Raw genomic sequence first — 13,037 nt, 5'->3', positions numbered from 1 at the left:
CCGTCCCCGGCCCTCAGACCCGGGCGCTGTCCTTACGGTAACGCCTGATCACCAGCGCTCCCAGCACGACCGTCCACCCCGCGAGCACCGCCACCGCGCTCGGCAGCGACACCACCATGTCGGTGGTCACCGCCGGCCGGGCCAGCTGCAGCACCCAGTACGTCGGCATGATCTGGGCGACGTCGTGCATCCAGGTCGGCATGGTCTCGATCGGGATCCACAGCCCGCCGAGGAAGCCCATGCCGAGGGTGACCAGCATGTTGATCGGCTGCATCGAGTCGGGCGTGCCGAACTGCCCGATCAGCAGGCCGAGCAGCACCAGCGGGATCGTGCCGAGGAAGATCCCGGCGAAGATCCGCACCCAGCCCGCGGCGTCGAGGTGCACGCCCTCGGCCACCACGGCGAGCACCGGCACCAGGATCAGCGCGGGCAGGCCGACGAGCATGCCCGAGATACCCTTGCCCGCCAGGTAGCCCGTGCCGGTGAGCGGGGTCAGGCGCAGCTGGCGCTGCCAGCCGAGCGCGCGTTCCAGCGCCAGCCGGGCGCCGCTGGTGTTGGCCGCGGCGAACGTCCCGAAGGTCATCATGTTGATCATCACGACGGCAGCGAACGCCGCGTGGTCGGGTGCGTCGGCCTTCACGAAGACTTCGGCCTGCAGCAGGAACATCAGCACCGGGAACGCGATGACGAAGATCAGGAACCGCGGCGCCCGGAAGTTCCGGCGGATCTCGGTGAGCAGGTAGGCGGCGTTCATCGCACGGACTCCGGGGTCTCGTCGGCGGTCAGGGAGAGGAAGGCGCCTTCGAGGCCGACGGCACTGATTTCGACGTCGTGCACCGCGGGCACCGCGGCCTTGAGCGCCCACAGCGTCGCGTCGGAGTCGCCGGTGGAGATCGCGACGCGGTCGCCGCGCAGTTCGAACTCCTTGACGCCGGGCAGGGCCGCGATGACGGCTTCGGTGGTACCCGGGACGGCGGCGCGCAGCGTGCGGCCGCCGGCCAGCGCCCGGACCTCGGCGACCGAGCCGTCGGCGACGACCCGGCCGCGCCGCATCAGCACCACCCGGTCGGCGAACTCCTCGGCCTCTTCGAGGTAGTGCGTGGCGAACACGACCGTGCGGCCGGACTCGGTGAACGAGTACATCGACTGCCAGAACTCGCGGCGGGTGCCGACGTCCATCGCGGCCGTCGGCTCGTCGAGGATCAGCAGATCGGGGTTGCTGACCAGCGCGACGGCGAAGCGCACGCGCTGCTTCTGCCCGCCGGAGAGCTTGTTCGCCCGGCGGTCGGCCAGCTCGTCGACCCCGGCGGCGCGCAGGGCCTCGGCCACCGGCATCGGCCGGCTGTGCAGGGCCGCGACCATGCCGACGGTCTCCCCGACGGTCAGGTCGTCCATCAGGGCGCCGCCCTGCAGCATCGCGCCGATCAGGCCGGCGCGGACCGCGTCGATCGGCCGGCGGCCGAACACGCGCACCTCGCCCGCGTCCGGCGTGGTCAGGCCGAGGATCATGTCGACGGTGGTGGACTTGCCCGCGCCGTTGGGGCCGAGCAGGGCGACCACCTCGCCCGGGGCGATGGTCAGGTCGACGCCGTCGACCGCGTGGACGTCGCCGTAGTGCTTGCGCAGGCCGGTGAGGTGGACCGCGGCCCCCGCCGCCACCGCCTGGATGTCGTTTTCTCGCATGCCCCCAGGCTGCCGCCCGGACGGCCCCCGTCCGCAGGCCGAGCGTCACGACCTGGGGGTGACAGGTGTCAGGGGTGCGGCTCGCCGGAAAGCCGTGAAGGCCTCCTTACCGGCATCTTGAGCCGGTAAGGAGGCCTTCACGGACCTTCGGGGTCAGCAGCCGATCAGGCGGCCGGCCAGGTACGACTCGAGCTTGTCGATCGCGACGCGTTCCTGCGCCATGGTGTCGCGGTCGCGGACCGTGACGGCGTGGTCCTCGAGGCTGTCGAAGTCGACCGTCACGCAGTACGGCGTGCCGATCTCCTCCTGGCGGCGGTACCGCTTGCCGATCGACCCGGCGTCGTCGAAGTCGATGTTCCAGTGCTTGCGCAGCAGGTCGGCGACGGCCTTCGCCTTCGGGGTCAGGTCGGCGTTGCGCGACAGCGGCAGCACCGCGGCCTTGTACGGCGCGAGCCGCGGGTCGAGCTTCAGCACCACGCGCTTCTCGGTGCCGCCCTTGGCGTTCGGCACCTCGTCCTCGTGGTAGGCGTCGATCAGGAACGCCATCATCGACCGGCCGACACCGGCCGCCGGCTCGATCACGAACGGCCGGAACCGCTGCTTCGAGGTGGGGTCGAAGTACGACAGGTCGACGCCCGAGTGGTTCGAGTGCGTGGTCAGGTCGAAGTCGGTGCGGTTGGCGATGCCTTCGAGCTCACCCCACTCCTGCCCGGCGTTGAACGCGAAGCGATACTCGATGTCGACGGTGCGCTTCGCGTAGTGCGAGAGCTTTTCCTTCGGGTGCTCGAAGTGGCGCAGGTTGTCGGCCTTGATGCCGAGCTCCGTGTACCACTTCGTGCGCTCGTCGATCCAGTACTGGTGCCAGGTCTCGTCCTCGCCCGGCTCGACGAAGAACTCCATCTCCATCTGCTCGAACTCGCGCGTCCGGAAGATGAAGTTGCCCGGCGTGATCTCGTTGCGGAACGACTTGCCGATCTGGCCGATGCCGAACGGCGGCTTCTTGCGGGCCGTCGTCTGCACGTTGAGGTAGTTGACGAAGATGCCCTGCGCGGTCTCCGGACGGAGGTAGTGCAGGCCTTCTTCGGTCTCCACCGGGCCGAGGTAGGTCTTCAGCATCATGTTGAAGTCCCGCGGCGCGGTGTACTTGCCGCGGGTGCCGCAGTTCGGGCAGGGCACGTCGGACAGGTCGTCCTCGGTGGTCTCCTTGCCGCTGCGCGCCGAGTACTCCTCGGCGAGCTGGTCCGCGCGGAACCGCTTGTGGCACGAGAGGCACTCGATCAGCGGGTCGGTGAACACGTTGACGTGCCCCGAAGCCACCCAGACCTGGCGCGGCAGGATGACCGAGGAGTCGAGGCCGACGACGTCGTCGCGAGCCTGGACCACGGTCTTCCACCACTGGCGCTTGATGTTGTCCTTGAGCTCGACCCCGAGCGGCCCGTAGTCCCACGCCGAGCGGGTACCGCCGTAGATCTCTCCGCTGGGGAAGACGAAACCACGGCGCTTGCACAGGCTGACTACGGTATCGATGGTATTCGTGGGCACTCCACGCTCCGGAAGCATGCGGGGACGGTTATCGGACTAGAACGTCCAGGGTATCCGCCGGGGCCCAGTGCTTTTCGCGCAGGTGAGGCTACGGCCGGGACACCAGCGACGCCGTCACGACGCGGTTGTCCTCGTAACCCTCGGAGCCGCCGACGTACTCGCCCCCGCAGGTGACCAGGAGCAGCTTGTGCGGGCCGTCCGGGTCGAACAGCTGCGCCGACCGGCCGGCCAGCTCGGTCTTGTGGATGGTCTCGGTCGCGTCGACCCGGTAGACCCAGGCCCCGCCCGCGGCGTCGGTCAGCTTGACCTCCTGACCCTGCTTGACCTGCCACAGCTCGTTGAACGGGCCCTTCTTGCCCTTCCAGTTGACGTGCCCGGAAAGCAGCGCGACACCGTGGTCGGCGCCCAGCTTCGCGCCCCACCAGGCGGCTTCGTCGAGCCCCTCGGGGATCTTGAGGGCGCCCGCGTCGTCGAGGTCCTCCTGGACGAGCTTCGCGGCGCCACCCCCGGGCAGCGAAAGCTGCGACGGCGCCTGCCCGATGTCCTGCTTCGCGGGCTGCTCCGCGGCGGCGACGGGCGTGGTACTGGCGCCGTTCGCGCCGGCGGGTTCATCCTTTCCGGTGAAGATGAGCAGGGTGGCGACGAGCGCCGCGACCACGAACGCGCCGGCGACGCCGACGATCCACCAGCGGCCGGAGCCCTTCTTCCGCTCCGCCGGGTTCTGCTCCTGCATGCGCCTGTGCTCCTTCGCTGGTCGTGCTGTTGCGAAGACACACATGCCGTGCGGAGTGCGGGAGGTTGCATCGGATCGCGCCGGGTCCGGCCCGGCGGATGCCATGAACGACTCTTTCAGGGCGTCTGGCGCGGTGAAAGACTCGTTCATGACCTTCCGGTGGCGCGCGGTCAGCCGGTGGGGCGCGTCACCAGCTTGGCCGTGACCAGGCGGTTCTCGTCGTAGCCCTCGGTGCCGCCGACGAAGTCGCCGCCGCAGGTCACCAGGACCAGGCGGTGCGGGCCGTCCTGGGCGAACCACTTCGCGGCCTGTTCCGGCAGCGTCTCCTTCGGGAGCGTCACCACGTCGTCGACGCGGTAGACCCAGCGGCCGCCCTTCGCGTCGACCACGCTCACGTCGTCGCCGTCGCGCATCCGCCAGAGCTCGTCGAACGGGCCGCGGTGGCCCTCCCAGTTCACGTGCCCGGACAGCAGTGCCGCGCCCTGGGCGGCGCCCAGCTTGGCGCCCCACCAGGCGGCGTCGCCCAGGCCGCGCGGGATCGGCAGCACGCCGCGGTCGGTGAGCTCCGTCCGGACCAGGCGGGCGGTGGCGCCGTCGGGCAGCCGGACCGTGCCCGGGCGCTGCTGGGCGGCGGACTCGCTGTCCGCGGGCAGCACGGCCGGGGCCGCGTTCTCCCCCGGCAGTGAGCCGGGCGGCGGCGCGGCGGCCTGGGTGCTCGTCGGCGGCAGCCAGCTCAGCACGATCACCCCGGCCGCGAAGGCGGCCACGGCCAGCGCCGCCGAGACGGCGGCCAGCCCGGTGCGCAGCACCTAGTCCGTCCCGGAGTTGCGCCGCCTGCCGAGCAGCAGCGCGACGGCCCCGAAGAACACCCCGCCGAAGAGCAGGCCGATGCCGAGCGGGACGCGCGAACCGTCACTGCCGGTGTCGGGCGCGGCCGCGCCGAGGTAGCCGGCCGGGACCTGCGTGGGCACCGCGGCCTGCGAGGCGTTCGTGCCGCCCGAGGGGCCGCCGGCCTTCGCGACGAAGCCCTTCGGGACCGAGCAGCTGACCCCGCCGAGGACGATGTTCGTCCGGACGTCCTGCAGCGCGGTGCCCGCCGCGTCCTTGACGTGGGTGGTGATCTCGACGCGCCAGCCGGCGACGGCGGTGTAGTCGCCCCCGCGCCAGCCGTCCTGACGGATCAGCTGGTCGAACGCGCCGACGCGGGTCAGCCTGAGGTCGGAGACCGTGGTGTCCTTGCTGGCGTTCGTGATGTCGCCGGGCGGGCCGAGCCGCAGGTTCTTCAGCTCGATGCCGGCGTTGCCGCCGGGCATCGGGACGATCCCGAGCCCGTCACCCTGGCGCACCCACAGCTTGCTCACCGACGAGGTGCCGGTGAGCTTCGCCGGCCCGGTGCAGTCCACGGCCGTCTTCGCGCCTTCGAGCACCAGCACGGTGTTGTCGACCGGCTTCGCGCCGCCCTGCCAGGTGTCGCGAAGCGCGTAGTTGGTCTCGGCGACGGCGGTGGGCACGGTGCTCGCCTGCAGCGCGGCGACGACGTTGTGGTCCCGGCTCGCGACACCCGCCGGGAAGGGGTTGCCGTTGCTGTAGCGGCCGAGGTCGATCTGGTAGTGCCCGCCGAAGGTGGCGCGCTCGCCGTCGTCCTTGGGCACCGAGACGCGGTCCGTGCCGAGCTTCGACTGGCCGGGCAGCAGCGGGGAGCGCTGGGTCTCGGTGATCAGGGCGCCGCCCTTTTGGCCTTCGCTGCCGATCCGGACCGACGCGATGTTCGCGAACGAGACCGGCCCGGTCTTTTCGTCGACGGCCTGGCTCTGCGCCCCGGCCACCCCGGCGCCGACCAGCGGGAAGAGGACGGCCGTCAGGGCGGCTGCTTTCGTCACGAAACGGGTCATGTCTCCCCACTGCTCTGCTTCGGGCGGGTCGCCAGCGTACGAGAAGCGACGAAACGCTCCGCGACAACCTTGCACCGTCCGCCACGACATGCGAAGCCGAAGCGGCAATTCCCCACGAACTCACCCGAATGGAGTAATACGACCGGCCGTAGTCCGCAGAGCGCGGTGACGCAGGAGGTGCTATCGCGGGGAACACTAGGATGGGTGGTGCCGTTATCGGCAATGACTACGGAATTCATGGTCGCCGGCGGCGATGACGAGCAGCGTGGAGGCGGGAATGGCGACGGTCACCGGAGGTGGCGCCCAGCCGGGCCTCTCGGAGTGCGCCCCGGCGGTGGCCGAGGCGCCGGCCCACCCGCCGGCAGCGGTCCTGAACGACGCGGGCGACCTGCTGCGCGCGCTGGCGGCGCCGGTCCGGATCGCGATCGTGCTGCAGCTGCGCGCGGCCGACCGGTGCGTGCACGAGCTGGTGGACGCCCTCGACGTCGCCCAGCCGCTGATCAGCCAGCACCTGCGGGTGCTGAAGACCGCCGGGGTGGTCCAGGGTGAGCGTCGCGGCCGCGAGGTCGTCTACCGGCTCGCCGACGACCACCTCGCGCACATCGTCGTCGACGCCGTCGCCCACGTGCAGGAAGGAAAGTGATGAACGCCGTCGCGCCGCGCAGCCAGGCCCCGGTGCCTGGGCGCCGATCGACCCGCCAGCGAGCCGCGGTCGTCGAGCTGCTGAGCACCGTCGACGACTTCCGTTCGGCCCAGGAACTGCACGACGAGCTGCGCAAACGTGGCGACGGCATCGGCCTGACGACGGTCTACCGCACGCTGCAGTCGCTGTCGGAGGCCGGCGAGATCGACGTCCTGCGCACCGACTCCGGCGAGGCGATCTACCGGCGTTGCTCGGCGCACCACCATCATCACCTGGTGTGCCGCCTGTGCGGCCGCACGGTGGAGGTCGAGGGGCCCGCGGTGGAGCGCTGGGCGGAGAAGATCGCGGCCGAGCACGGCTTTTCGGAGATCTCGCACACGGTGGAGATCACCGGGACCTGCGCCGAGCACTGAGCCGGCGAGCGCGCGTGCCGGCTCAGTGCCGGCACCCTGGCCGCGAGGTCGCGCCGGCCGCCGAGATGACGTGAACGACTCTTTCAGGGCCGCCCACGTCATGAACGACTCGTTCATGACGTTCGGGCCGCCGGGAGCCTGGTTCAGTACTCGTACGGGTCCTTGGGTGCCGGGACCGTCGTGATCGAGGCCAGGGTGAAGTCCGGCGTGTAGCTGTTGTCCTTCGTCGCCGTGCCGGGGACGACCTGGCCGGTCACCTGGATCCACGCGTCGCTCGCGAGGTGGTCGGCTTCGCCGCCGCGGAGGTGGACCGTGACCGGGAACGCGTCCGCCGCGCAGCAGCTGATCACCAGGCGGGCCAGCAGCGTGCCGCCGCCGGTGTGCACGACGAAGCCGGTCAGCGAGACCGTGCGGCGGTCGAGGGTGCCCGCCGCATCCCAGCCCGCGCGGCTGACGAACTCGTTCACCGCCAGCGGCACCACGTTCCCGGCCGGCAGCGGCGGGAAAGCGGCGGCGTTGGCGGCGGCGGCGGCGCTCGCCGGGACCCGCGCCTCAGTCCGGATCACCGAGTCGGCGCCCAGGGCGGGTGGCGCGACGAGGAAGACGGCCAGCACCGGCACCAGCAGCAGCCAGGCGGGCCGTGCCGAGTGCGAGTGGCCGTCGTCGTCGTGGCCGGGGTCCGGTCCGGCGGCGGCTTTCGCCCGCGCGGCCAGGAGATCGCGCACGATGGCGACGGCCCCGAGCAGCACCATGACCGCCCCGCCGGTGATGATCCACGGCTGCTGCGCCGGCTTGACGTAGCGCAGGTAGTCGCCGTTGACCGCGATCTTGACCAGCGCGCCGCCGAGCAGGATCAGCAGGATGTTCTGGGTTTCGCGTTTCACGCCGCCTCCACGGTCGACAAGGGGGTGCGCGAGGATCTGCTGACCACACCGGCCCGCGAGGCGGGCGACAACGCGTTGGCCGCCAAGGACTTCCGGCCCGCGCTCCGCGAGCGGCCGAACCGCAAGGTCCGCCGGGCAGGCACCGACTCCCTGCCCGCCGACAACCTCCGCCTCACGCCGGCACTCCGCGAGCCGCGCGGCCGGGCACCCACCGGCGCTCGCGAGCCGGCCATCGCCATCACGCCACCCCCACCAGCAGGCCTGCCACCACGGCACACACCACCGCCACCACGAACGTCGCCGGGGCGAACCGGGCCGCGAACGACCGGCCGAACGTGCCCGCCTGCAACGCGAACAGCTTCACGTCCACCGCCGGCCCCACCACAAGGAACACCAGCTTCGGCAGCATCGGCAACGCCGTCAGCGAAGCCGCCACGAACGCGTCCGCCTCGCTGCACAGCGCCAGCACCACCGCCAGCACCGCCATCACCACGATGCCCAGCACCAGCTGCTCGCCCAGCGCCCCGAACCACTTCGCCGGCACCAGCACGTTCAGCGCCGACGAGATCAGCGCTCCCAGCACCAGGAAGCCGCCCGCCTCGACCAGGTCCGTGCGGGCCGTCTCGGCGAACACCCGCCACCGGTGGCCGCTCGGGACTTCGGGCAGGCGCCGCAACGCGCGGGCCGTGATCCACTCCAGCTTGCCCCAGCGGGCCCACAGCCAGCCCATCACCATCGCCGTCGCCAGCGAACCGGCGAAGCGCGCCAGCACCATCTCCGGCTTGCCCGGGAACGCCACCGCGGTCGCCACCAGCACCACGGGGTTCACCGCCGGCGCCGCCAGCAGGAACGTCAGCGCCGCCGCCGGCGCCACGCCCTGCCCCATCAGCCGGCGCGCCACCGGCACCGAAGCGCATTCACAGCCCGGCAGCGCGACCCCGGCCAGACCCGCGACGCCGACCGCCGCGCCGGCCCGCCGGGGCAACACCTTCTCCAGCACGCGGGCCGGCACGAACGCCGCGATGGCCCCGCTGATCAGCACGCCCAGCACGAGGAACGGCAGCGCCTGCACGCAGACGGCGACGAACACGGTCGAGCCGGTGCGCAGCGCGGGCACGTCGAACGCCTGCTGCAGCCAGCCCTGGGCGAGGATCGCGACCAGCAGGATCGCGCACAGCACCTCGACGGAGCTGATGCGGAACCGGCGGGTGCGCCGAGCCGAGTCGGAAACGATGTTCACGACGGCGATGATGCCAGAACGGTCCGACAGCGAGAGCGCCGCACAGCCGCGAACGGTCGAGAAGTGCCGGATTCCGACCGGAATTCGCCGTTCGCGGCAGGAAGAACGCCCCGAGTGGGTTACTCGCCGGGCACGATTCCCGGCAAATCGGTCCGCAGCTGCGACGCCGTCGACACCACCAGCATCAGCAACGTCCCGAGCGCCGACGCGTCCAGCCCCGCCCCCGGGAACGCGTACCGCAGCGTCACGTCCGCGCCGTTGTCGGAGTGCCCGACGCCCAAGGTCCCGAACAGCCCCTGCCCCGCCCGTTCGGCGACGGCGATCGACAGCTCCGGGCTGTCCGCGAGGTCCCAGCCGACCACGCAGGTCAGCGTCAGCACGGTGAGGCCTTCGCCGAGCCGGGTCGCCTGGATCACGCACGGGACGTCGCCGTGGGCGAACGTCAGCGCGCCGTCGTCGTCGACGTGCACCTCGAGGTAGCGCTCGAGGGACTCCTTCGCCTGCGTCAGCAGCTCCGCGGTCTCGGCCGCTTCGGTCGCGCTCATGACGACGCCTGGTCGACAGCGGCACCGAAGCGTCGATCCCGTTTCGCGAACTCCAGGCACGCGCGCCACAGGTGCGTCCGGTCGAAGTCCGGGAACAGCGTGTCCTGGTAGACCATCTCGGCGTAGGCCGACTGCCACAGCAGGAAGTTCGACGTCCGCTGCTCGCCCGAAGGCCGCAGGAACAGGTCCACGTCCGGCATGTCCGGCTGGTACAGGTACTTGCCGATGGTCTTCTCGTTGACCTTCTCGGGGTTCAACTTGCCGTCCGCGACGTCCCGCGCGATCCGCTGCATCGCGTCGCCAAGCTCGGCGCGGCCGCCGTAGTTGACGCACATCGTCATGTTCAGCGCCGTGTTGTGCTTGGTCTTCTCTTCGGCCGCCTGCAGCTCCTTGATCACCGACGCCCACAGCTTCGGCCGGCGCCCGGCCCAGCGGATGCGCACGCCGATCGAGCCGAGGTAGTCGACCTGGCGGCGGATGGTGTCGCGGTTGAAGCCCATCAGGAACCGCACCTCTTCGGGGCTGCGCTTCCAGTTCTCCGTCGAGAACGCGTACACCGAGAGCCACTTGACGCCGATTTCCACCGCGCCGGCGGCGACGTCGATCATCACCGCTTCGCCGCGCTTGTGGCCTTCGATCCGCGGCAGGCCGCGCTGGTTGGCCCAGCGGCCGTTGCCGTCCATGACCAGCGCGACGTGCTTCGGCACCAGCTCGCGCGGGATTTCCGGCGGGACCGCGCCCGACGGGTGCGGATCCGGGGCCCGCAGCTCGGATCGCGACGCCTTGTTCTCGCGTCCCCTGCGCAGCACGGCGGGCCTCCCTGGATGGGTGAAATCGATCAGGCCCGACCCTACTGCCCGCGCACCACCTATCCCTCGGGGGTCCGGGTGGCGGAGCCCCCGGCACGGGGCGAAGCCCCGGATGTCACTGCAGTCTCCCGGGCACGTCGCTCGACCAGGGGAAGGGACCGGAGCTGACGCTCCAGATGCCATTGCAGGTGGGCCGCGACCAGGCCACTCGCGTCGCGGCGGGTGCCCGGCAACGTCGATTCGGCCATCGGCCACTCGCCGTGGAGCAGGGCCGTGAGCAGGTCCAGGACCTCGGGCGCGGGGTGCACGCAGCCGGGCACGCGGCAGTCCTGGCACATCGAGCCGCCGGCGGTGACGCTGAACGCGACGTGCGGCCCGGGCAGGCCGCAGCGGGCGCATTCGGTGAGCGCGGGGGCCCAGCCGGCGTAGGACATCGCGCGGAGGAAGAACGCGTCGAGCACGAGGGACGCGTCACGCTCCCCGGCGGCGAGGGACCGCAGCGCGCCGCAGACGAGGAGGTAGAGCTTGAGCACCGGTTCGCCCTCTTCGGCCGAGAGCCGGTCCGCGGTTTCGGCGATCGCGCTGGCCGCGGTGTAGCGCTGGTAGTCGGCGACCAGCGGCAACGCGAACGCGTCGACGGTCTCGACCTGGGTGATCACGTCGAGCGTGCGGCCGGTGTAGAACTGCACGTCGACGTGGCCGAACGGCTCCAGCCGGGCCCCGAACCGCGACGAGGTGCGCCGCACGCCCTTCGCGACGGCGCGGACCTTGCCGTGCCGGCGCGTGAGCAGGGTGACGATCCGGTCGGCCTCACCCAGCTTGTGCGTGCGCAACACCACCCCGGTGTCGCGGTAGAGGTTCACCACCCCGACATCGTCCCACTCTCGGGTGATGCCGGGGTGGAGCGCCCCGCTGAAGAACCGGGATCAGCAGTAGTAGCCGTAGCAGGTGCTGACGGCCACGGCCGAGACGATGATCGCGATGATCGCCACGACGCAGCCGATGCTGCCCAGGATGGTGGAGATCAGGCAGAGCGTCTTGGTGGTGCGCGACGCCTGCTCCGCCATCATGTAGTTGCCCTGCATCTTGTACGTGCCGACCTCGTTCGACTTCATGATCGCGAAGATGCCGAGGATCAGGCCGCCCAGGAAGAGCGAGGCGATCGCCCAGCCCTTGTAGTCCTTGATGGCGTTGATGTCGCCGCCACCGCCGGGCATGCCGTAGCCGGGGGCGCCGAAGCCCCCGGTCGGGGGCTGGCCGTACGGGGCGGGCTGGCCGTAGGGCGCGGGCATGCCGCCCGACGGCGGGCCGTAGCCGGGCTGCTGCGGCTGCTGGAAACCGCCGGACTGCGGCTGCTGACCGTAAGGCGGCTGCTGCTGACCGTAGGGATTGGTCATGAACTGGTACCCCAACTACTCGTGAACGTCCGCCGGATCACCCCGGCGTGATGCGGGAAAAGGCGTGCGTCAGTGGTGCGGCGGCTGGTTCGGCGGCTGGCCGAACTGGCCGGGGTCGATCTTCTGGGTCTCGCCGGCTTCGCCTTGCGCCTCGGGACGCAGCATCTGCGTGCGCTCGGCCTGCTCGTCGAACGCGGACCCGCCCCCGGCGGGAGTGTCCGGGCGGAGCATCTCGGTGCGCTCGACCTCGTCGAAGGCGGAACCGCCCGGCGGCGGGGCGAGCGGCTGGCCCGGCTGCGGCTGGCCGAAGCCACCGGACTGCGGCTGCTGCGGGAAACCACCGGAGGACGGCTGCTGCGGGAATCCGCCCGACTGCGGCTGCGGCTGACCGAAACCACCGGAAGGCGGCTGCTGCGGGAATCCGCCGGCCTGCTGGCCGAACTGACCCGGCTGTTGCCCGGCCGGCGGGTAGCCGCCGAACGGCTGCGCGCCGGGCTGGCCCGCACCGGGCTGCCCGTAGGGGGCGGCGTCGTCGGCGTTGATCACGACGGTGCCGACGATCTTGTCGGCGAGGGTCTGGGACTTGTCGTCCCACAGCGGCCACAGCCAGCCGACGTAGCAGATGACGCCGTCGACGAAGTGGGCGAGATCGCGCAGGAACGCCATGCCGGCGCCGATCGGCTGCCCGGTGGCCTCGCTGACGAGCTTGATCTTCGCGACGCGCTTGCCGAGCGACTGGCCGGTGTTGCCCTGCTGGATCCAGCGGTTGAAGACGGCCCAGCCGATCCAGGCGAGCGTGCCGAGGATGACGATGATCTGCAGGATGCCGATCTTGCCCATCAGCGCCACGATGATGAAGATCAGGTACAGCAGCGCGAGCGGGCCCATGTCGATGAGCCAGCCCAGGGCGCGCTGGCCCCAGTTCGCGTAGTTTTGCGGTGCACCGAAGGGAGTTCCCGGCTGGCCGAACGGCGACGGCTGCCCGTAGGGTGCCGGCTGCCCGTACGGCGCGGGCTGCCCGTACGGCGGCGGCGCCTGACCGGGCTGCGGTTGTCCGAACGGCTGCTGGCCCCCGGGCTGCTGCCCTGGCGGCTGCTGACCGTAGGGATCGGTCATCTGGGTATCCCCCTCGCTGGTCACTCCACCGCACGCTCCGTGCGGAACCGGGTGCGAATGTACGGCACTGGTCCGCGGGAGCGTACTCGGTTCACCTGCGGCCGCGCTGCCCAGGCATCCACTGTCCGGGTGAACCGCAC

At 71.3% G+C, this 13,037-nt stretch carries 15 protein-coding genes; 2 read left to right on the top strand and 13 right to left on the bottom strand.

Annotated elements, in window-relative coordinates:
- Window positions 1-13: 13 nt before the first annotated feature.
- The 6 genes from AB0C38_RS15110 to AB0C38_RS15085 form a co-directional block, all read right to left on the bottom strand.
- Window positions 14-754 (bottom strand): ABC transporter permease, encoded by a 741-nt coding sequence (locus AB0C38_RS15110; RefSeq protein WP_360672417.1) that lies wholly within the window; start codon window positions 752-754, stop codon window positions 14-16.
- On the bottom strand, window positions 751-1,683 hold the full coding sequence (locus tag AB0C38_RS15105; protein WP_360672415.1) for an ABC transporter ATP-binding protein: 933 nt from the start codon (window positions 1,681-1,683) through the stop codon (window positions 751-753). Before AB0C38_RS15105 ends, AB0C38_RS15110 begins: the two co-directional genes overlap by 4 nt.
- A 153-nt stretch (window positions 1,684-1,836) precedes the next feature.
- Entirely contained in the window at window positions 1,837-3,225 is a 1,389-nt protein-coding gene (locus tag AB0C38_RS15100) for a glycine--tRNA ligase (protein ID WP_360672412.1), read from the bottom strand.
- Window positions 3,226-3,313: 88 nt separating this feature from the next.
- A complete protein-coding gene (locus AB0C38_RS15095) occupies window positions 3,314-3,958 on the bottom strand; it encodes a class F sortase (protein WP_360672409.1) in 645 nt (214 codons plus the stop codon).
- A gap of 170 nt (window positions 3,959-4,128) precedes the next feature.
- A complete protein-coding gene (locus tag AB0C38_RS15090; protein WP_360672406.1) occupies window positions 4,129-4,767 on the bottom strand; it encodes a class F sortase in 639 nt (212 codons plus the stop codon).
- Window positions 4,768-5,850 (bottom strand): hypothetical protein, encoded by a 1,083-nt coding sequence (locus tag AB0C38_RS15085; protein WP_360672403.1) that lies wholly within the window; start codon window positions 5,848-5,850, stop codon window positions 4,768-4,770.
- 277 nt (window positions 5,851-6,127) lie between these two features.
- Between AB0C38_RS15085 and AB0C38_RS15080 the strand changes: the two genes are divergently transcribed.
- Both AB0C38_RS15080 and AB0C38_RS15075 read left to right on the top strand, forming a co-directional pair.
- Window positions 6,128-6,493, top strand: coding sequence for a metalloregulator ArsR/SmtB family transcription factor (locus tag AB0C38_RS15080; protein ID WP_360672671.1), 366 nt, complete (start codon window positions 6,128-6,130; stop codon window positions 6,491-6,493).
- On the top strand, window positions 6,493-6,906 hold the full coding sequence (locus tag AB0C38_RS15075) for a Fur family transcriptional regulator (protein ID WP_360672400.1): 414 nt from the start codon (window positions 6,493-6,495) through the stop codon (window positions 6,904-6,906). The genes AB0C38_RS15080 and AB0C38_RS15075 overlap by 1 nt, the downstream gene beginning before the upstream one ends.
- A gap of 143 nt (window positions 6,907-7,049) precedes the next feature.
- Here AB0C38_RS15075 and AB0C38_RS15070 read toward each other — a convergent pair whose 3' ends face one another.
- The 7 genes from AB0C38_RS15070 to AB0C38_RS15040 form a co-directional block, all read right to left on the bottom strand.
- Window positions 7,050-7,790 carry a TIGR03943 family protein gene (locus AB0C38_RS15070; RefSeq protein ID WP_360672397.1) on the bottom strand — a complete coding sequence of 247 codons (741 nt, stop codon included), beginning with the start codon at window positions 7,788-7,790 and terminating at the stop codon, window positions 7,050-7,052.
- 238 nt (window positions 7,791-8,028) lie between these two features.
- The gene (locus AB0C38_RS15065; RefSeq protein ID WP_360672394.1) at window positions 8,029-9,030 is read right to left on the bottom strand and encodes a permease; all 1,002 of its coding nucleotides are present in this window, start codon (window positions 9,028-9,030) and stop codon (window positions 8,029-8,031) included.
- Window positions 9,031-9,149: 119 nt separating this feature from the next.
- Window positions 9,150-9,575: a YbjN domain-containing protein gene (locus tag AB0C38_RS15060; RefSeq protein ID WP_360672391.1), complete on the bottom strand. Its 426-nt coding sequence runs from the start codon at window positions 9,573-9,575 to the stop codon at window positions 9,150-9,152.
- Window positions 9,572-10,384 carry an isoprenyl transferase gene (locus tag AB0C38_RS15055; protein ID WP_360672388.1) on the bottom strand — a complete coding sequence of 271 codons (813 nt, stop codon included), beginning with the start codon at window positions 10,382-10,384 and terminating at the stop codon, window positions 9,572-9,574. The genes AB0C38_RS15060 and AB0C38_RS15055 overlap by 4 nt, the downstream gene beginning before the upstream one ends.
- Before the next feature lie 59 nt (window positions 10,385-10,443).
- The gene (recO, locus tag AB0C38_RS15050) at window positions 10,444-11,250 is read right to left on the bottom strand and encodes a DNA repair protein RecO (protein ID WP_360672385.1); all 807 of its coding nucleotides are present in this window, start codon (window positions 11,248-11,250) and stop codon (window positions 10,444-10,446) included.
- Between the two features lie 60 nt (window positions 11,251-11,310).
- Complete coding sequence (locus AB0C38_RS15045) at window positions 11,311-11,781, bottom strand: CD225/dispanin family protein (RefSeq protein ID WP_360672382.1); 471 nt, start codon at window positions 11,779-11,781, stop codon at window positions 11,311-11,313.
- Between the two features lie 69 nt (window positions 11,782-11,850).
- Entirely contained in the window at window positions 11,851-12,897 is a 1,047-nt protein-coding gene (locus tag AB0C38_RS15040; protein ID WP_360672380.1) for an RDD family protein, read from the bottom strand.
- Window positions 12,898-13,037 lie beyond the last annotated feature (140 nt).

This window comes from Amycolatopsis sp. NPDC048633, from assembly GCF_040650695.1.
GTDB lineage: Bacteria > Actinomycetota > Actinomycetes > Mycobacteriales > Pseudonocardiaceae > Amycolatopsis.
This window is presented reverse-complemented; position numbering and strand designations above follow the sequence as displayed.

Excerpts from the sequence above, each read along its gene's own strand:
- AB0C38_RS15110 (WP_360672417.1), bottom strand. The coding sequence starts at position 754 with ATGAACGCCGCCTACCTGCTCACCGAGATCCGCCGGAACTTCCGGGCG.
- AB0C38_RS15105 (WP_360672415.1), bottom strand. The coding sequence starts at position 1,683 with ATGCGAGAAAACGACATCCAGGCGGTGGCGGCGGGGGCCGCGGTCCAC.
- AB0C38_RS15095 (WP_360672409.1), bottom strand. The coding sequence starts at position 3,958 with ATGCAGGAGCAGAACCCGGCGGAGCGGAAGAAGGGCTCCGGCCGCTGG.
- AB0C38_RS15085 (WP_360672403.1), bottom strand. The coding sequence starts at position 5,850 with ATGACCCGTTTCGTGACGAAAGCAGCCGCCCTGACGGCCGTCCTCTTC.
- AB0C38_RS15080 (WP_360672671.1), top strand. The coding sequence starts at position 6,128 with ATGGCGACGGTCACCGGAGGTGGCGCCCAGCCGGGCCTCTCGGAGTGC.
- AB0C38_RS15075 (WP_360672400.1), top strand. The coding sequence starts at position 6,493 with ATGAACGCCGTCGCGCCGCGCAGCCAGGCCCCGGTGCCTGGGCGCCGA.
- AB0C38_RS15060 (WP_360672391.1), bottom strand. The coding sequence starts at position 9,575 with ATGAGCGCGACCGAAGCGGCCGAGACCGCGGAGCTGCTGACGCAGGCG.
- AB0C38_RS15045 (WP_360672382.1), bottom strand. The coding sequence starts at position 11,781 with ATGACCAATCCCTACGGTCAGCAGCAGCCGCCTTACGGTCAGCAGCCG.
- AB0C38_RS15040 (WP_360672380.1), bottom strand. The coding sequence starts at position 12,897 with ATGACCGATCCCTACGGTCAGCAGCCGCCAGGGCAGCAGCCCGGGGGC.